General features: G+C 66.7%; 15 protein-coding genes. 3 read left to right on the top strand and 12 right to left on the bottom strand.

What is annotated here, in order from left to right; all coding sequences use genetic code 11:
• Positions 1-3 precede the first annotated feature (3 nt).
• Positions 4-690, bottom strand: a complete 687-nt coding sequence (gene ftsE, locus R1H25_RS14785) for a cell division ATP-binding protein FtsE (protein ID WP_005419728.1) — start codon at positions 688-690, stop codon at positions 4-6.
• Between the two features lie 120 nt (positions 691-810).
• Positions 811-2,535, bottom strand: a complete 1,725-nt coding sequence (rhlB, locus tag R1H25_RS14780) for an ATP-dependent RNA helicase RhlB (protein ID WP_317223955.1) — start codon at positions 2,533-2,535, stop codon at positions 811-813.
• Between the two features lie 511 nt (positions 2,536-3,046).
• On the opposite strand from rhlB, the gene trxA reads away from it, so the two are divergent.
• From trxA to R1H25_RS14765, 3 genes are all read left to right on the top strand, one after another.
• Positions 3,047-3,376 carry a thioredoxin gene (gene trxA / locus R1H25_RS14775; protein WP_005411275.1) on the top strand — a complete coding sequence of 110 codons (330 nt, stop codon included), beginning with the start codon at positions 3,047-3,049 and terminating at the stop codon, positions 3,374-3,376.
• A gap of 229 nt (positions 3,377-3,605) precedes the next feature.
• Positions 3,606-5,357, top strand: a complete 1,752-nt coding sequence (gene rho, locus R1H25_RS14770) for a transcription termination factor Rho (protein ID WP_057501776.1) — start codon at positions 3,606-3,608, stop codon at positions 5,355-5,357.
• A 209-nt stretch (positions 5,358-5,566) separates the two neighbouring features.
• Positions 5,567-7,141 carry a sensor domain-containing diguanylate cyclase gene (locus tag R1H25_RS14765; RefSeq protein WP_317223954.1) on the top strand — a complete coding sequence of 525 codons (1,575 nt, stop codon included), beginning with the start codon at positions 5,567-5,569 and terminating at the stop codon, positions 7,139-7,141.
• 34 nt (positions 7,142-7,175) lie between these two features.
• On the opposite strand, the gene R1H25_RS14760 is transcribed toward R1H25_RS14765, so the two are convergent.
• From R1H25_RS14760 to queF, 10 genes are all read right to left on the bottom strand, one after another.
• A complete protein-coding gene (locus tag R1H25_RS14760) occupies positions 7,176-8,066 on the bottom strand; it encodes an energy transducer TonB (protein WP_317223953.1) in 891 nt (296 codons plus the stop codon).
• Positions 8,067-8,127: 61 nt separating this feature from the next.
• On the bottom strand, positions 8,128-9,858 hold the full coding sequence (gene aceK / locus R1H25_RS14755) for a bifunctional isocitrate dehydrogenase kinase/phosphatase (protein ID WP_317223952.1): 1,731 nt from the start codon (positions 9,856-9,858) through the stop codon (positions 8,128-8,130).
• A 167-nt stretch (positions 9,859-10,025) separates the two neighbouring features.
• Positions 10,026-10,385 carry a hypothetical protein gene (locus R1H25_RS14750; RefSeq protein WP_043397376.1) on the bottom strand — a complete coding sequence of 120 codons (360 nt, stop codon included), beginning with the start codon at positions 10,383-10,385 and terminating at the stop codon, positions 10,026-10,028.
• A gap of 53 nt (positions 10,386-10,438) precedes the next feature.
• Entirely contained in the window at positions 10,439-10,855 is a 417-nt protein-coding gene (locus tag R1H25_RS14745; RefSeq protein ID WP_088027556.1) for a roadblock/LC7 domain-containing protein, read from the bottom strand.
• Complete coding sequence (locus tag R1H25_RS14740) at positions 10,848-11,396, bottom strand: ATP/GTP-binding protein (RefSeq protein ID WP_154349759.1); 549 nt, start codon at positions 11,394-11,396, stop codon at positions 10,848-10,850. The genes R1H25_RS14745 and R1H25_RS14740 overlap by 8 nt, the downstream gene beginning before the upstream one ends.
• Positions 11,389-12,354 (bottom strand): hypothetical protein, encoded by a 966-nt coding sequence (locus R1H25_RS14735; protein WP_317223951.1) that lies wholly within the window; start codon positions 12,352-12,354, stop codon positions 11,389-11,391. Before R1H25_RS14735 ends, R1H25_RS14740 begins: the two co-directional genes overlap by 8 nt.
• 288 nt (positions 12,355-12,642) lie before the next feature.
• Positions 12,643-14,865: an NADP-dependent isocitrate dehydrogenase gene (locus R1H25_RS14730; RefSeq protein ID WP_317223950.1), complete on the bottom strand. Its 2,223-nt coding sequence runs from the start codon at positions 14,863-14,865 to the stop codon at positions 12,643-12,645.
• Positions 14,866-15,780: 915 nt separating this feature from the next.
• Entirely contained in the window at positions 15,781-16,293 is a 513-nt protein-coding gene (locus R1H25_RS14725) for a hypothetical protein (RefSeq protein WP_317223949.1), read from the bottom strand.
• A gap of 45 nt (positions 16,294-16,338) precedes the next feature.
• Complete coding sequence (locus tag R1H25_RS14720) at positions 16,339-16,632, bottom strand: LysM peptidoglycan-binding domain-containing protein (RefSeq protein WP_005419771.1); 294 nt, start codon at positions 16,630-16,632, stop codon at positions 16,339-16,341.
• 213 nt (positions 16,633-16,845) lie between these two features.
• The gene (queF, locus tag R1H25_RS14715) at positions 16,846-17,664 is read right to left on the bottom strand and encodes an NADPH-dependent 7-cyano-7-deazaguanine reductase QueF (RefSeq protein WP_317223948.1); all 819 of its coding nucleotides are present in this window, start codon (positions 17,662-17,664) and stop codon (positions 16,846-16,848) included.
• Positions 17,665-17,847 lie beyond the last annotated feature (183 nt).

The raw sequence follows: 17,847 nt of genomic DNA, 5'->3' as shown, positions 1-17,847 counted from the left end.
CGATTACTCCGCCAGGTCCTGCGGCGAGATGTCATCCACCAGCCGGCCGTGGTCAAGGATCAGCACGCGCTTGCGCATGCGGCGCAGCAGCGGCAGGTCGTGGCTGACCACCAGTACGCTGGTGCCGCGCGAGGGCAGCTCGGCGAACAGGGCCATGATCTCCGCCGCCAGGGTCGGGTCGAGGTTGCCGGTCGGCTCGTCGGCCACCAGCAGCTTGGGCTCACCGACGATGGCGCGGGCGATGCCGACGCGCTGCTGCTCGCCGGCCGACAGCTGCGAGGGCAGCGCCTTCTCGCGATGGCCCAGGCCCATGCGCTCGAGCACCGAACGCACCCGCTTGTTGATGTCGCCGCGGCGGGTGCCGCGCAGGATCAGGGGCAGCGCAACGTTCTCGGCAATCGAGCGATCCATCAGCAGGCGATGGTCCTGGTAGACCGCTCCCACCGCGCGTCGGTGCCGGGGCACGTCGCCGCCGCGCACCTTCAGCAGGTTGCGCTCGTCGAACACCACCGCGCCGCGGCTGGGCCGCTCGTCCAGGTGGATCAACTTGAGCAGGGTGCTTTTGCCCGCACCGGAATGGCCGGTGACGAACAGCATCTCGCCCGGCGCGACCTCGAAGCTGACATCGGTCAGCGCCTCGTGGCCACCGGCGTACTGTTTGCTGACATTGTCGAAGCGCAGGACACTCATGCCCCGATTATGCAGGAGCGGCGCGACGTCGTGGAGACGGAGGGTGCCGACCGTTGGTCGGCACGCCCTTGAAGCCACCCGACCAACGGTCGGGTGCTACCCGCTGATCGGCAGCGCCGATCAGTTGCCCGACAGCATCCGGCGGATCTTGCGGCCGATGCGGGTCAGGAATGAATCGCCGGTATCAGCAGCCGTACGCACCGGCTTGGCCACCACCTGCACCGGGGTGACCGGGCTGGCGCCATTGCCGGCAGCGCTCTGCACGCCCTCGGCACCTTCGACCGGACGGCCGTGGCGACGACGACGGCGCTTGCGCGGCTTGTGCTCGCCGTCCACTGCAGCAGCTTCCGGTGCGCCTTCGGCACGCGGCGGGCGCGGCGGACGCGGAGCCTGGGCGGTGGCGCCTTCGACACCGGCGGCCGGGGCGGCAGCGCCCTGCTCGCCTTCCACGCGCGGCTTGCGCGGGCCACGCGGACGGCGTTCGCCGCTGCGCTCACCATCGCGACCACCACGACCACCACCGCCTGAACGACCGCCACTACGGCCACCGCCCCGACGCTCTTCCTCGGCGGCACGGGCTTCGCGCGCTTCGCGGAAGATCTGGCCGACGCTTTCGTTGTCCTCGCCTTCCTCGCCTGCAGCCGGAGCCGGGCGTTCCGGGCGCGGCAGCGGGGTCAACAGTTCCTTGGTGACCGGCTCGGACGGAATCTTCTGCTCGATGTAGGCCTCGATGTCCGGCAGGCCCATGGCGTAGCGTTCGCAGGCGAAGCTGATCGCATCACCTTCTTCGCCCAGGCGCGCGGTGCGGCCGATGCGGTGCACGTAGTCTTCGGCGTCGAACGGCAGGTCGTAGTTGTAGACGTACTTGATGCCATCGATGTGCAGGCCGCGCGCGGCCACGTCGGTGGCCACCAGGATTTCCAGCTGGCCCTTCTGGAAGCGGTTGAGCAGGCTCTCGCGCTTCTTCTGCGGCACGTCGCCGGACAGCACGCCGACACGGTAGCCGGCCTTTTCCAGCGAACGGGCAACGCGTTCGACGAACACCTTGGTGTTGACGAAGACCATGGTGCGCGCGCCTTCGCTGCGCGACAGCAGGCCCAGCAGCAACGGAATCTTCTCGTCGTCGGCCGGGAAATAGATGCGCTGGCGCACGCGCGCGGCGGTGATGGTCTCGGCTTCAACCACCAGCTTCTGCGGTTCGTTCATGTGCTCGTAGGCCAGCTCCAGCACGCGATGGCTGAGGGTGGCACTGAACAGCAGGGTCTGGCGGGTGGTGCGCTCGGGCATGCGGCGCAGCAGGAAGCGGATGTCCTTGATGAAGCCCAGGTCGAACATGCGGTCGGCTTCGTCCAGCACGCAGATCTCGCAGGCGTGCAGCGAGACCACCTTGTGCTGCTTCACGTAGTCGATCAGGCGGCCCGGGGTGGCGATGATCACGTCCACGCCCTGCTGCAGCAGTTCGCGCTGCTTGTCGTAATCCACGCCGCCGTAGACCAGCGCGAAACGCAGGCCCAGGTCGGAGCCGAACTTCACTGCATCCTTGTGGATCTGGATGGCCAGCTCGCGGGTCGGGGCGAGGATCAGCGCGCGCGGATCTTCCGGCTTGCGGTCAGCCAGGGCCGGACGCGTCAGCAGGCGGTTCACGACAGCGACCAGGAAGGCCAGGGTCTTGCCGGTGCCGGTCTGGGCCTGGCCGGCAACATCACCACCGGGCAGCGCGACCGGCAGGGTCAGCGCCTGGATCGGCGTGCAGCGGGTGAATCCGGCTCCTTCAAGGCCGGCCTGCAGGGCCGGATGCAGCTCGAAGGAGGAGAAGGTCAAATCGGTCAGCGGTTTGTCGCTCATGTGTCCGTCTTGGTATGGCCGCCGGCCCGTAGGGCGGCTGGCACTTCATCGTCTAGGGGCACCGTCGCAAACTGCGGCCCCTGCGGCGGGTTGGCAGGCTGGGACCACCCGGTCCGCGCGCCGCACAATGCCCCAGTTTAACGCACTCGGGCCAGCAAACCGGAATGACCCGTCTCATAAGACAAAGAGACGGCGACCTTCACCCAACCACACCGGACTTGAACGGCCCGGCCAGGGCCGCTGGTGTCGCCCACTGCCAGCCCCATCTACAGGAAGACAGTGAAATCCGACACATACCGAGCTTCGAAGCGATCACGATACGCTGGGTTCCAGCCGGCGCCTGTCCCTGCCCTGCGATAGGGGTACACTTCCGGCCGTGAGCGTCCAGGCATCCCGCCGAACGCACCGCGGCAGTGCGCCGCGAGGCAACGACGAGGGTCGCGCCACCGGGGCATGGCCCAGTTCACCCACCTCCGGCATGGCCGGGTGCAATCCAAGACGAGAAACCAAGATGAGCGACAAGGTTGTACATGTCGGCGACGCCGACTTTGATAGCGCAGTGCTGAATTCCAAGGAACCGGTGCTGGTCGATTTCTGGGCCGAGTGGTGTGGCCCCTGCAAGATGATCGCCCCGGCGCTGGACGAGCTGGCCGATGCCTACCAGGGCCGCGCCAAGATCGCCAAGGTCAACGTCGACCACAACCGCGCGCTGGCCGCCAAGTACCACGTGCGTTCGATTCCGTACCTGGTCGTGTTCAAGGACGGCGAGAAGGTTGGCGAGCAGATCGGTGCCGTGGGCAAGGCCCAGCTGGCCGGTCTGCTGGACAAGGCCCTGGCCTGATCCTGCTGTTCCCCGGCAGCCGTGGACCACGGCTGCCGGCGGGGCGCCCCGCGCCCATGATGAATGTTGTTCCCGGTGACCCTTGCACGGCGCCGCAGGCCGATGATAGTGTCGGCATATCCGGCCGCGTTCGCGTGCCGCACCCTCTGGACGCAGTTTCTTCCAGACCCATTCCCAACGTTCGCCGCCCCAGCCGGGCGCTCGCACCTTCAAGCGAGGAATAACGCTCTTGTCCGATAACACTTCCGAAACCGGCAGCGCCGATGCGCCCGCCGAAAAGCGCGTGCGCAAGCCCCGCGTAGCCAAGGCTGCCGCTCCGTCAGCCGCCGAAACCAGCGCCGCTCCGGCGCAGCCGACCCTGCCGCTGGCCGCCGCGCCCGAAGCGCCGGCACCGGCTGCAGCCGCCCCCGCACCGAGCGCGCCCGCCGCCGAGGCCCCTGCCAGCAGTGGCGGCGGCGAAGGCGGTGAGGGTCGCGAATCCGGCCAGCCGCGCCAGCAGAACCACCAGGGCGGTGGCCAGAACCAGGGCCAGAACCCGTACAATCAGAACGGCCAGCAGGGCCAGGGGCAAGGTCAGGGCAACCGCCGCGACCGCTTCCGCAACCGCCGCGACCGTGACCGCAACAACCGCTTCCGCGACGACGGCCTGCCCAACGATGGCGGCGAGCAGCAGCCGTTCGTGCCGCGCCCGCACGCCAACGTGCCTGAGGGCTTCCCGGTCTACTCGCTGAGCGACCTCAAGCGCATGCCGGCGCAGAAGCTGCTGGAAATCGCCGAGCAGCTGCAGATCTCCGAAGGCGTGGCGCGCGCCCGCAAGCAGGATGTGATCTTCGCCCTGCTGAAGGTGCTGACCCGCCACGGTGACGGCGTCGCCGCCGATGGCGTGCTGGAAATCCTGCCGGACGGCTTCGGCTTCCTGCGCGCGGCCGAAGCCAGCTACCTGGCCGGCCCGGACGACACCTACATCTCGCCCAGCCAGATCCGCCGCTTCAACCTGCGCACCGGTGACCACATCTCCGGCCGCATCCGCTTCCCGAAGGACGGCGAGCGCTACTTCGCGCTGAACATCGTCGACACCATCAACGGTGAGCCGATCGAAGCGTCGAAGAACAAGGTGCTGTTCGAGAACCTGACAGCGCTGTTCCCGCGCCGCCGCTTCACCCTGGAGCGTGGCAACGGTTCGTCGGAAGACATCACCGGCCGCATCCTCGACCTGATGGCACCGCAGGGCAAGGGCCAGCGCTCGCTCATCGTTTCCCAGCCGAAGGCCGGCAAGACCATGATGATGCAGCAGGTCGCCACCGCCATCACCACCAACCATCCGGACGTGCACCTGATCGTGCTGCTGATCGACGAGCGCCCGGAAGAAGTGACCGAAATGCAGCGCACCGTGCGCGGCGAAGTCATCAGCTCGACCTTCGACGAGCCGGCCGCGCGCCACGTGCAGGTGGCCGAAATGGTCATCGAGCGCGCCAAGCGCCTGGTCGAGCACAAGAAGGACGTGGTGATCCTGCTCGACTCGATCACCCGCCTGGCCCGCGCCTACAACAACGTGGTGCCGAGCTCGGGCAAGGTGCTGACCGGTGGTGTGGACGCCAACGCCCTGCACCGCCCGAAGCGCTTCTTCGGTGCCGCGCGCAACGTGGAAGAAGGCGGCAGCCTGACCATCATCGCTACCGCGCTGGTCGACACCGGCTCGAAGATGGACGAGGTGATCTACGAAGAGTTCAAGGGCACCGGCAACAGCGAAGTGCACCTGAGCCGCCGCATCGCTGAAAAGCGCGTGTTCCCGGCCATCGACATCAACCGTTCCGGCACCCGCCGCGAAGACCTGCTGATCGAACCGGAACTGCTGCAGAAGATCTGGATCCTGCGCAAGCTGCTGCATCCGATGGATGAAATGGCCGCGATGGAGTTCCTGCTCGACAAGATGAAGAACACCAAGTCCAACGACGAGTTCTTCGGTTCGATGAAGCGCTGACCCCGGCGCTGCATCGGAAGAAACCTGCCGCTCGCTGCGGCAGGTTTTTTTTTGCCTGCAGGGCGACGCACTTCACTTCGCTGACGCCCGCTTTTGGCGATAATCCGCGCGATACCCTGCCCGGCCCCCGTGGGCCCGGCCACCGATTCCCGCTGTCGCCCCTTCCGGAGAACCGGTCGGGTCCAGCCTCCTGCCGGATCCGTCGACGCATGCGAACGCTGTCTCCCCGCCTCAACCTGGGCAAGCTGATCCTCGCCCTGGCCCTGCTCAGCGCCATCATCGCCCTGGCCAACACTCTGCTGGCCAGCTATCGCGTGCAGCGGGACCAGCTGGTCGGCAACACACTGGAAGCCAACCGCGTCTATGCCACCAAACTGGCAGAGACCACCCAGAACTTCCTGCTGGCCGCACAGCAGCAGCTGGCCTATGCCGCGACCCGCCTGGGTGAGGACGACCTTGATCCGAAGCAGGCCCAGGATGAAGCCAGCCGCCTTCAGCTGCAGTCCAGCAGCTTCAACTCCTCGCTGGTGGTGGACGCCGACGGCCTGGTGATCGCCACCTCGCCACAGACCCTGCAGCTGCAGGGTGAGGTGCTGCACAGTGTCGGCAACAACGCAGCACTTGCGGCGCGCCAGCCGATGATCAGCGATCCCTACCAGTCGGCCACCGGCAAGCTGCTGGTGTCGCTGTCGCACCCGATCTTCGACCGCAAGGGCCGCTATCGCGGCTATGTAAGCGGCACGCTGTACCTACGCCAGCGCAGCGCACTGCACACGCTGCTGGGCAAGCACTACTACCGCGACGGTTCCTATCTGTACGTGGTGGACCGCAATGGCCGCCTGCTGTACCACGCCGATGGCAAGCGCGTGGGTGACTACGTGGTTGGCAACCCGGCGGTGAAGGCGGTGGTGCGCGGTGAACGCGGTGCGCAGCAGGTGCGCAACAACCTGGGCGTTTCGATGCTGGCCGGCTACGCACCGGTAACGGCCACCGGCTGGGGTATCATCGCGCAGCGCCCGACCGAGGCCACCCTGCAGCCATTGTCGCGGCTGATGACCGCGGTGATCTGGAATGCGATTCCGCTCGGCCTGCTGTCGCTGCTGGTCACCTGGTGGTTCGCGCGCCGCATTTCGATGCCGCTATGGCAGCTGGCGCGCAACGTACAGGGCGGCGAGGACACCGGCAATGCAATCAACCATGTCAGCGGCATCCGTGCCTGGTACTTCGAGGTCGCGCAGCTGAAGCATGCGGTGCTGCACAGCTTCAATGCCCTGCAGGATCGTATCGGCACGCTCAACCGTGCCAGCCGTACCGACCCGCTGACCGGCCTGCTCAACCGTCGCGGCCTGCAGCAGGCGCTGGATGCGCTGCAGGTGCAGGGCATCCCGTTCGCGATCCTTGCGCTGGACATCGATCGCTTCAAATCGATCAACGACAGTTACGGGCATGACGTCGGCGACAACGCCATCGTCCACATTGCTGACCAGATGCGCCGCTACTCGCGCGACAGCGACCTGCTCTGCCGCGCCGGTGGCGAGGAATTCCTGCTGCTGCTGCCGGGCATCAGTACTGAATCGGCCCGTCAGGCCGGTGAACGCCTGCGCCAGCACATCGCCGACCATCCGTTCGAACCGGTCGGCACCATCACCGTATCGCTGGGCGTGGCCCACTTCCCGAGCTTCCATGTCGATGCCGAGCAGGCGCTGCGGCTGGCCGACAAGGCGCTGTACATGGCCAAGGAACAGGGCCGCAACCGGGTGGTGGTCTACCCGTACGCGGACTGACGCGGAGCCGGGCTGCCCGGCTCCGCAGCGGGTCTCAGCCCTGCGCCAGCGGGGTCAGCAGGCGCAGGCCGCGCTTGGCGCTATCGACCATGTAGACACCGCCCTCCGGCAGCAGGTCGCTGCCAGCCTGCTCGACCGGGTCCGCCTTGCGCCACGGCACGCTCTGCCGCGGGCCCGGAATGAAGGCCTGCCAGCGGCCATAGCGCTCCTGCCCTGCGTTGCGGTCATCGCCCAGGGCGAAGCTCACCGGGATGCGAACCGTCCAGTTGTCACGGGTGCTGTCCTCGCCGGTGGTCGGCGGGTTGAAGGTCCACGTGCGGACACTGCTGATACTGGCCTTGGCCAGAAGGTCGCGCATTCTGGCCATGGCCCGTTCCGGCCCGACCACGGTCAAGTTCACCTGCTCGGCAATGATATCGGCCACCGTACCATCACGTGCCACCCTGACCACCAGCATTACTTCACCCTGACCACCGTTGCGGAAAGCTTCCTCAGGGTAGCGTGGTGGCGTCGTGCGCCCGCGGGTGATCGAATCGCTCGCCTTTGGATCATATTCAGCGAAGTTGACGCTGGTCATGCTGACTTCGTAGCCGCCATCGGCCATCTGCCTCCCCCTCAATCGCACCCGCATCGGGGCGCGTGCAGCCACGGCCTTGCCATCGCGCAGCGTGGGTTCGAAGCGCCAGCCGCCGATTGTGCCTTCCACGAAGGAGGCGATGCTCGGAGTCAAGGCCGATTTCTGATCCAGTACCAGCGAGTTGACCTCACCCTCAGGCGTGATCTCGATATGGCCGGACAGCACCATGCTCATCTCTGCGGTGGCAAGCACCGCACGCGCGGTCTGCGCACTGGCCTCGCCAGCAAGCAACGGGGTGCCGGCACCTACGGCCAGCGCGAGAGCGAGAAACAGGGGAGAACGCATCATTGCCGGATCCTTGGTGATGAACGGCGAGCGTACCCCAGTCCCAGCCACCATGACAGCCGGTTCAGGCCAGCCGATGTGCGCCTGCATAGGGCGGCGTATCCGGATAATCACCACGGGCGAAGCGTTCCTGCAGGCCCTGCCACCAGCCCGGATCGAACAGGTGCGGGTAGTGCTCGCGCACCGCGGCCAACTCGCTCGCCGGCAGGCCCATGAACGGGCCGAAGCGCTCCGGGAACACATCGCGCGGACCGACATGGAACCAAGGCTCGTCGGCCATGGCCTCCTCCGGCGTACGCGGCTGCGGCCACGCGCGGAACACGCAGTCGCTGACCAGGCACAGCTCGTCATAGTCGTAGAACACGGCCCGGCCGTGCCGTGACACACCAAAGTTCTTCGGCAGCATGTCACCGGGGAAGATGTTGTTGCGCGCCATGTCGGTGATCGCCTGCGCGTAGTCGAGCACCGCCGCGCGCACCGCCTCGCCGGACTGCTCGCGCAGATACAGGTTCAATGGACGGAAGCGGCGCTGCACGTAGCAAAGTGAAATCTCCACCTGGTCGCCATCGACGCGCACGCTCTGCGCACACTGCTGCTGCAGTTCACCCAGCAGGGCCGGCGCGAAGCGCTCGCGCGGGAAGCGCAGATGACGATAGGGCTGTGCATCGAGCAGGCGGCCGACACGATCAAGGTTGAACACCAGCGCATACTTCTCTTCCACCTGCTGCCGCGACATCGCCTTGGGCCAGGCGAAACGGTCGCGGATCAGCTTGAATACCAGTGGGTAGCTGGGCAGGGTGAACACCGCCATGACCATGCCCGGCGTGCCTTCGGCGTGCACCAGCCGCTCCTGCGGATGTTCATTGAAGTGGCGGAAGAAGGTGCGGTAGCGCTCGGTCTTTCCCTGCTTGGCGCGGCCCAGCACCGTGTAGATCTCATCGATGGGCTTGCCCGGCAGCAGGCTGCGCAGGAACACCACCGCGTCACCCACCGTGGCGAGGTCGGCCTGGAAATAACTGCGCGACACGCCGAACAGGTGGGCGACATCGCGACGACGGGTCAGCACTGCATCGGCACGCAGGCCACGCTCGTCGTTGACCAGGGCAATGACGCACGGCGAGAAGCGATGCTCGCCGAACACGCGACCGACCAGGTAGGCGCGGCGCTCGCGGTAGAACACGGTATCGAGCAGCTCGATGCTGCGTACCGGCGTGTCACCCCAGTGGGCCAGATCATCCTGCAGGCGCACCACGATGGCCGCGGCGCAGCGCAGCTGGTGCGCATAGGGGATGTCGAAGCGATAGTCGGCCAGCACCCGCTGCAACGCCTCCACCGGCCGCGTCGGCGAGACCGCATAGGTATGCCGTGCCACCGGATGGGTGATGGCATCGGAGGGCTCGACGTCGAAAGCAATGAATTCCAGCGCCGGGTCCACGCCGCGGGTAGCAAACAGGCGCCGCGACAGCGTGTTGTAGAAGGTCTTGTACAGCTCGGCGTCGATCAGGCCCTGCAGCAGCGCGCTGTACTGGGCGTGCACCTGCAGCCACAACGCGCGCTCGCCGATCGCGTCACCGGCGAGGCGACGCAGCGCATCCATCTGCTCGGCAATGCACAGGTCGTACAGGGCGATGCGCTCGACCGCATCCTGACGCGCACCGGCCCAGTCGCGCTGCTCGAAACGCAGCCGTGCACGGGCGGTGATTGCCGCAAAGCGGGCGTGGTACTGCTCGAAACCATCGCGGATGGCGCCGGCGATACGCGGCGCGAGTTCGGCAGCGATGTCAGGCTGGGACATGCACGGCTCGGCAGGGAGACGGGCATCCACCATACGCCGGCGTGGGGTGACTTGTGTAGAGTCGAGCCATGCTCGACTGCTTTCGGCCGAAGTCGAGCATGGCTCGACTCTACAGAAGGCAGGGGCAGAAGCAGTCGAGCAAGCTCGACTCTACAAGAGCCGGCGGCTCAGATCGCCAGTTCGGACTCCACGTCCTGCACCTTGCGCCGGGCCAGCGCCAGGTTGGACTTGGTGCGGTCCAGCACGATGTAGAAGAACAGGCCCTTCTTCTTCGCCACGGGGCGCATGATGTGGTACGCCTTGCCCAGCGAGATCAGGATGTCCTCGATGCTGTCGTTGAGGTTCAGCGACGCGGCGGTCTTCATCTTGGCGCGGATCACTTCGGTGTTGCCGGCGGCGGCCACTTCCATGTCCATGCCGGCACCGGCTTCGCCCAGCAGCATGCCGCTTTCGTAGTCGACCAGCGCCACCGCCTGCGCGCCGTCGATGCCCATCAGTGCGTTCAACGATTCATTCAATCCAGCCACGTCGCACCCCTTGTCGATGTTGGTTCGAGCCCCTCGTTCCCCTGCGGCCGGGCTCACGATCCGCCGAGTTCGGCCAGGATCGCCTGGCCACATTCCCTGCTCTGCCACAGCACCTGGCCGATCACGCTGCGCTGGTCGCAGGCCGCCATCAGCAGGAGTGGTGCACGCCCGTCGGCCTGGATCGCCAGCATCAGCACCTTGCCGCCTACGGCTTCCAGCATCAGTGTCTGCAGATCGCCCAGCACCAGTTCGCGCCCCACCGCTGCAGCCAGTGCCAGCATCGCGCTGGTCATCGCTGCCAGCCGTTCGCCGCGCCCTTCGGCACCAGCGCTGACCAGGGCGAAGCCATCGACACTGGCCAGCACCACCGTGCGCACGCCTTCTACCCGCTGCTGCAGGTCCTGCAGCAGCGGCTGCAGGCGCTCACGCTGGCCGGCATCGGGCAGCACCGCCATCTGCCCGTCAGCCATGCGCCGCCACCAGTGCGTGCGCTTCCATTTCGCTCATCAGTACATCCATCAACAGCAATCCCTGTTCGCGGTCGCGGGTATCCACGGCCAGTAGCGGCAGCGGCTGGTCATCGAGGCAGGCACGGGTGGCCCAGTCATCCAGCGCGGCCTGTGGTGCCTGGTCGAGATGGGTCACCGCCACGACCAGTGCCAGGGAAGATGCGAACGGCTGCAGCACCTGCAGGTAGTCCTCCAGCTCGCTGGCCAACCCGGCACGGCGCGCGTCCAGCAGCAGCACCGCGCCACGCGCACCCTGCAGCAGGATCGGCCACAGGAAATCGAAGCGCTGCTGCCCGGGCGTTCCATAGAGACGCAGGCGCTCGCCATTGGGCAGGTCGATGTCTGCATAGTCCAGCGCCACCGTGGTGGAAGCCTTGTCGGCACCGAGGCGATCACTGTTGGCCACATCGGTATCGACCACCGCACCAGCCGCGATGCTGCGCACCAGGGTCGACTTGCCGCTGCCCATGCCGCCCAGCACCACCACCTTGTGCTCACGCATTGCGCTCGCTCCCGCGCAGGTGCCGCCACAGGCGGGCAAGCAACCCGTTGTCGGTACGGATGCCACCTGTCGCCATCATCGGCGTCGCCGGGGCGGGCTTCAGCTGCGCGTAACCGCACAGGTAGGCGGCATGGATGAAATCGCGCACCGCCGCTGCAGGCAGTTCCAGCAGCATCGCACACTCGTCAACCGTGCACGCGCGCTTGAGCAGCAGCGAGCACAGGCGGAAACCATCGTGGTCGTGACCCAGCACGCGGAAATCCGGCCAGCGCAGCAACTTCACCGAGGCGCCGCGAAGGCGTTCGTCCAGTGCCTGCCAATGACGGCTGCGTTGCGCCCATTGCCACAGCAGCGGCCGCAGTGGCTGGCGTGGCCGCTCACCGGCCAGCGCCTGCAGGCGTGGGGGTGTCAGCGCATCCAGCTGCAGGCGTTCGAAGGCATCGGCCAGGCGCTCCACCAGCGCGCTCGCGGGTTCCTGCAACAGCACGGCCTGATCATGCTCAAGGTCTATCAGCAGGACGGGGTCACCCGCATCACTCAACAGTGCCTGCCCCTGGCGCAGGGGCAGCCGCTCGCGCAGCAGGCGGGTAATGGCATGTGCACCATCGGCCAGGCGGATCGGTGCAGGTGCATGCATGGCCAGAGGCTCCGGTATCAACTGCATGCGGCGCAGCGCGCGGCCGATGGCACCATCGTCAAGCACGTCCTGGTGCCCGTCGCCATCACGCAGCTGGCCGCCGATATCCTCGATCCAGCACTGTAATCGCGGGTGCTGCTGGCGCATGCGCTGGGCCGCGTTGCGCAGCGCCGGCGTATCGCGGATGACCAGCAGGTCGCAATCGTCCAGGTCCTGGCTGCGGCGGATCTGGCCGTCCGGCAGGGCCGATGCCACGCGCAGCCGCTGCAGCAGGGCCTGCTCGCCCTGGATGTCGGTTCCCACTACCAGCACGCGTGCCATCCGTGATCCCCGAGCGACCACCTCCCCGGTGGTCTCGCGTCGCCAAGGCTAGGGCATCGCCAAAGGCGGCCGTCGTGATCGACTGCTCAGATCGAGGGCGGTCGCAGAACCACTCTTATCGGTTCTGCGACGGCCATCGCGGGCAAGTTTCATGCCTCATTGACGGCGTTCCGACAGTCGACGGATGTCACGGTTCTGGATGCGGGTCGAATGGGGTCAGATTCCGAGCCGAAAAAAGAAACCCGCGCCTAGGCGCGGGTTCCGATGTCACGGCCGAACGGCGATGGATCAGCCGCGCAGCTGCTCCAATGCGGCGTTGAAGGTTGCGCTCGGGCGCATTGCCTTGCTGGCCTTGGCCACGTCCGGGCGGTAGTAGCCGCCGATGTCCACCGCCTTGCCCTGCACGGCGATCAGCTCTTCGACGATCTTCTGCTCGTTGTCGGTCAGCGCCTTGGCCAGCGGGGCGAAGCGCGCCTTCAGTGCGGCGTCCTCGTCCTGCGCGGCCAGGGCCTGGGCCCAGTACAGCGCGATGTAGAAGTGGCTGCCACGGTTGTCGATGCCACCCAGCTTGCGCGACGGCGACTTGTCGTTGTCCAGGAACTGGCCGTTGGCTTCGTCCAGCGCCTTGGCCAGCACACGGGCCGCGGCGTTGTCGTAGCGGTTGCCCAGGTGTTCCAGCGACGCGGCCAGGGCCAGGAACTCACCCAGCGAATCCCAGCGCAGGTAGTCCTCTTCAACAAACTGCTGCACGTGCTTCGGGGCCGAACCACCGGCGCCGGTCTCGAACAGGCCACCACCGGCCATCAGCGGCACGATCGACAGCATCTTGGCGCTGGTGCCCAGCTCCATGATCGGGAACAGGTCGGTCAGGTAGTCGCGCAGCACGTTGCCAGTCACCGAGATGGTGTCCTCGCCCTTGCGGATGCGGTCCAGCGAGAACGCGGTGGCTTCCACCGGCGGCAGGATGCGGATGTCCAGGCCGTTGGTGTCGTGGTCCTTCAGATACTGCTCGACCTTGGCGATGACCTGCGCGTCGTGGGCGCGGGCGGCGTCCAGCCAGAACACGGCCGGGGTGCTGCTCAGGCGGGCGCGTTCGACGGCCAGTTTCACCCAGTCCTGGATCGGCGCGTCCTTGGTCTGGCACATGCGCCAGATGTCACCGGCTTCCACGGCGTGTTCGAACACCACGGTGCCGGCGTCGTCGGTGACCTTGACCACGCCATCGGCGGCGATCTGGAAGGTCTTGTCGTGCGAGCCGTATTCTTCAGCCTTCTGCGCCATCAGGCCGACGTTCGGCACCGAGCCCATGGTGGCCGGGTCGAAGGCGCCGTGCGCCTTGCAGTCGTCGATGACCGCCTGGTACACGCCGGCGTAGCAGCGGTCCGGAATGACGGCCTTGGTGTCCTGCAGCTTGCCTTCAGCATTCCACATCTTGCCGGAGTCGCGGATCATCGCCGGCATCGAGGCGTCGACGATCACGTCGCTCGGCACGTGCAGGTTGGTGATGCCCTTGTCCGAGTTGACCATGGCCACGCCCGGGCGCTGTGCGTACTCGGCCGCCAGGTCGGCTTTGATCGCAGCGCGGGTGGCTTCGGGCAGCGACGGCAGGCGCGCAGCCAGGTCACCGATGCCGTTGTTGGCATCGAAACCGGCCTGCTTGAGCACGTCGGCATGCTTGGCAAGCACGTCCTTGTAGAACTCGTTGACGGCCACGCCGAACATGATCGGGTCGGAGACCTTCATCATGGTCGCCTTCAGGTGCAGCGAGAACAGCACGCCCTGGGCCTTGGCATCGGCAATCTGCTCACTGATGAAGGCGGCCAGTGCCTTGCGGCTCATCACCGCGGCATCGACGATCTCGCCGGCCTTGACCGCGGTCTTTTCCTTCAGCACGACGGTGCTGCCGTCCTTGCCGTGGAAGGTGATCTTCAGCGCACCGGCGTTGGCCAGGGTGGCCGACTTCTCGCTGCCGTAGAAATCACCGGCGGCCATGTGCGCGACGTGCGACTTCGAATCCGACGCCCAGGCGCCCATGCGGTGCGGGTGCTTGCGCGCGTAGTTCTTCACCGACAGCGGCGCGCGGCGGTCCGAATTGCCTTCGCGCAGCACCGGGTTCACCGCACTGCCCTTGACCTTGTCGTAGCGCGCCTTGTAGTCGCGCTGCTGATCGTCGGCCGGGGTTTCCGGGTAATCCGGCAGCGGATAGCCCTGGTCCTGCAGTTCCTTGATGGCCGCCTTCAACTGCGGCACCGAGGCGGAGATGTTCGGCAGCTTGATGATGTTGGCATCCGGCGTGGTCGCCAGCTGGCCGAGTTCGGCCAGGTCGTCGCTGACCTTCTGCGCGTCGCTGAGCAGTTCCGGGAACAGCGACAGGATGCGGCCGGACAACGAGATGTCACGGGTTTCCACCACGATGCCGGCAGTGGCGGTGTAGGCACCAACGATCGGCAGCAGCGACTGGGTGGCCAGGAACGGTGCTTCGTCGGTCAGCGTGTAGAGGATCTTGGACATGGGGGACTTGGACTCTGTAGCAATGCTCAGGGGAAGGCCGGCGCCAGCGCCGGGCCACGTGCAACCGTGTCGCGCGCGGGGCCGGGCCCCGCGCTTTCCCCCGTCGCCGTCAGGGTGGGCGCGCGGCAGGGGAAACCCCTGCATTGTCGCGTTTTCAGCCGCGCGGGGCAAAGCCGCGCCATACGCGGCGGTACTGGACCGCTGTGTTTCGTCGTTGGCTCGCTTCCGGTCAGGAAGCTGAGGCTTGATGGCTAATTCGACTTCCCGCTCGTTGAGGCACGCATGACCCACTCCGACAATCGCGGCCCCCACTCGGCACGTCTTGGACAGGTCAATGTCTGTGAGCGCTTGCTTTGCTGGAAGTTGCAGATGCGGAATCCCCCAACGACGGCGGCCAGGCTGGCGAGTTCATCAGCCGTCGCTGCAGAGCCTCGGATGTGCAGCGAACCGGCGCCGGACGATCCGGGTCGAACGTAGACGTCGTACCGGGTGGAAGGTCCTTCCGCCCTTGCATACCCCGACACGGCATTTCCGCCGTCCGTGAAGCGCAGATCCGGCGTGCTTCCTGGCACAGGCCTTTCGGGGGCATCGCCCTCGTAGATCAGGGCAACTTCCCTATCGCCGCGCCTGACGCGGTGCAGACCAAAGTCGACAGGTGCCTCGTAGGTCACGGACATGCCCGTCGGTACGCGCAGACAGGCGCCGTATAGGAAGTGGTCGCAACTGTAGTTCCAGAGATCCGCGGATCCCGCTGCGAGCGTGAGTGCAATCCAGCTGAGCATTCCGTCCCCGACTGTCCGTGTTGCGTTCAGCGTACCCCGGTAGCCCTCCAGAGCGGGCATCGCCCAAATAAAAAAGGACGCAGCCTCGCGGCTGCGTCCATCGTGAGCCCTGCCGGGAGAGAGACGGCAGGACTTACTTGACCTCGAACTCCTGCGGCGTTCCGGCCGCCTTGCCATCGACGGTGACCTCGGCGCGGTACTTGCCGGTCGGCCAGCCCTTTGCATTCTTGAACGTGACGTTGGTGGTTTCCGCACCGCTGGTGTTCAGGGTGGCGTTCTGTTCGCCGGCCACCTGGCCGTCCTGGTAGGTCAGCTTGGCGCCAACGGTGACGTTGTTGGCGGCGCCGTCGGTCTTGACCGAGACGATGACGTCATCCTTCGGTGCGAACAATGCCGTGGTCGCAACCGACTTGTCGGCGGCGGCGGTCTTGCCGACGGTGACCGACGAGACGCTGACTGCGGCGGCCTCGGCCATCGGCGGCGGTGCGCCGGTCATCGGCGCCGGCGCTGCAGGTTCGGCCGGGGCGGTCGCTGCCGGAGCGGCGTTGGTGTCGGTCGACTCTTCTTTCTTCTTGCAACCGACCAGGGCAACGCTACCCAGCAGGGCGGCGATCAGGGCGGTCTGGAGCGGGGTGGTCTTGATCATTCGGGGTTCCTCCCAGGGATTGTCGGACGGCGTTCGATGGCCGGCTTACTTCGGCGGCAGCTTCAGGGTCTGGCCCGGGAAGATCTTGTCCGGGTCATCAAGCACATCGCGGTTGGCTTCGAAGATCTTCTTCCAGGCATTGGCGTCGCCCAGATGCTGCTTGGCGATCTTCGACAGCGAGTCACCCTTCTGCACGGTGTAGGTGCCGCCGCTGACAACGTCTGCGGTGCTGTCCACCGAGGCGCTGACGCCGGAGAAGTCCGCCTTCGGCACCTGCTCGGCGGTACTGTCGACGCTGCCACTGACGCCGGAGAAATCGGCTTTCTTCTCGGTACTCATCCACAACTCCCGTCTGCATGACTACGTGATTCGCACGGTGCCATGGAGGTTGTTAAATGGGGATGGTGCAGATGTGAAGCCGCCCCCGGGGGCGGCTGAACAATCGGGAGAGACGGTGTCCGGTCGTGCCGGCCGCTGGCCGGCTTGGCCTGCACGCGGGTTCCACGCGGTTGCCGGCCAGCGGCCGGCACTACCCGCAACCGCCTGAGGCGGTTACTGCCGCAGTTCGCGGTAGGTCGCAGCCGGGGCGGCGATGCCGGGGCTGGCACGCCATGGGTTGATGTCCAGACCACCACGGCGGGTATAGCGGGCCTCCACTTCCAGCCACTGCGGCTGGCAGCGCGCAGACACCTCGCTGAAGATCCGTTCAACGCACTGTTCGTGGAACTCCGCATGCTCACGGTAGCTGACCAGATAGCGCAGCAGGCCGGGGCGGTCGATCTTCGGCCCGCGGTAGCGCAGGCTGACCGTGGCCCAGTCCGGCTGGCCGGTAACCGGGCAGTTGGACTTCAGCAGCGCCGAGACCAGGGTTTCCTCCACCACCTCGCCCGCATCAGCGGCGAGGAAGTCCGCCTGCGGCGGGCCGTAGCAGTCGATCTCCACGTCCAGCCCGTCTATGGATTCACCGAGCGGCGTCTCGCGCAGGCCCGGCAGGCCGAACTCGACCTGGACCGGCGCACCGGCGCAGGCCGACAGATCCGCCACGATGCGCGCGCGCAGAGCCTCGGCGCTGTCGATACGGGTGCTGTTGAGGGAGTTGAGGTACAGCTTGAACGACTTCGATTCGATCAGCCGCGGCGACGTGCACGGCACCTGCACGGTGGCGACGGCGACCTGCGGCTTGCCGCGCGGGTCGAGCCAGCTCAGCTCGAAGGCGTGCCAGCGGTCGTGGCCGACGAACGGCAGCGCACCGTCATCGAGGTCGATCTCGGCGCGGGCGCCGCTGCGGGGGATGGGAAACAGCAGGCCGGGATCGTACTGCGACGGGTAACTGACCTCGCGACCGAGGCTGGAATCCTGTGGGGTGTTCATGGGGGTCATTGTATCGCGCGGGGGTGGGCCTTCGGCCGGGCCGGCCAACGGCGGAGCCCCTCCGTGGTGGCTTTATTGGGATGATCGCGAAAGGCGGTCTATCGGCTTGGCCGGGTGGGCAGGCGGGTCGGGGGACGCCGTAAACCCGTCCATGGGGGCTTGGCCGCGGCATCCATGCCGCGG

The sequence above is a fragment of the Stenotrophomonas veracruzanensis genome, assembly GCF_032911525.1.
GTDB lineage: Bacteria > Pseudomonadota > Gammaproteobacteria > Xanthomonadales > Xanthomonadaceae > Stenotrophomonas > Stenotrophomonas africana.
This window is presented reverse-complemented; position numbering and strand designations above follow the sequence as displayed.

What these genes read in the sequence shown, in the direction of transcription:
- ftsE (WP_005419728.1), bottom strand. Translation starts at nt 690, where the DNA reads ATGAGTGTCCTGCGCTTCGACAATGTCAGCAAACAGTACGCCGGTGGC.
- R1H25_RS14765 (WP_317223954.1), top strand. Translation starts at nt 5,567, where the DNA reads ATGCGAACGCTGTCTCCCCGCCTCAACCTGGGCAAGCTGATCCTCGCC.
- R1H25_RS14735 (WP_317223951.1), bottom strand. Translation starts at nt 12,354, where the DNA reads ATGGCACGCGTGCTGGTAGTGGGAACCGACATCCAGGGCGAGCAGGCC.
- R1H25_RS14725 (WP_317223949.1), bottom strand. Translation starts at nt 16,293, where the DNA reads ATGATCAAGACCACCCCGCTCCAGACCGCCCTGATCGCCGCCCTGCTG.
- R1H25_RS14745 (WP_088027556.1), bottom strand. Translation starts at nt 10,855, where the DNA reads ATGGCTGACGGGCAGATGGCGGTGCTGCCCGATGCCGGCCAGCGTGAG.
- trxA (WP_005411275.1), top strand. Translation starts at nt 3,047, where the DNA reads ATGAGCGACAAGGTTGTACATGTCGGCGACGCCGACTTTGATAGCGCA.
- queF (WP_317223948.1), bottom strand. Translation starts at nt 17,664, where the DNA reads ATGAACACCCCACAGGATTCCAGCCTCGGTCGCGAGGTCAGTTACCCG.
- R1H25_RS14740 (WP_154349759.1), bottom strand. Translation starts at nt 11,396, where the DNA reads ATGCGTGAGCACAAGGTGGTGGTGCTGGGCGGCATGGGCAGCGGCAAG.
- R1H25_RS14720 (WP_005419771.1), bottom strand. Translation starts at nt 16,632, where the DNA reads ATGAGTACCGAGAAGAAAGCCGATTTCTCCGGCGTCAGTGGCAGCGTC.
- rhlB (WP_317223955.1), bottom strand. Translation starts at nt 2,535, where the DNA reads ATGAGCGACAAACCGCTGACCGATTTGACCTTCTCCTCCTTCGAGCTG.
- R1H25_RS14730 (WP_317223950.1), bottom strand. Translation starts at nt 14,865, where the DNA reads ATGTCCAAGATCCTCTACACGCTGACCGACGAAGCACCGTTCCTGGCC.
- R1H25_RS14760 (WP_317223953.1), bottom strand. Translation starts at nt 8,066, where the DNA reads ATGATGCGTTCTCCCCTGTTTCTCGCTCTCGCGCTGGCCGTAGGTGCC.
- aceK (WP_317223952.1), bottom strand. Translation starts at nt 9,858, where the DNA reads ATGTCCCAGCCTGACATCGCTGCCGAACTCGCGCCGCGTATCGCCGGC.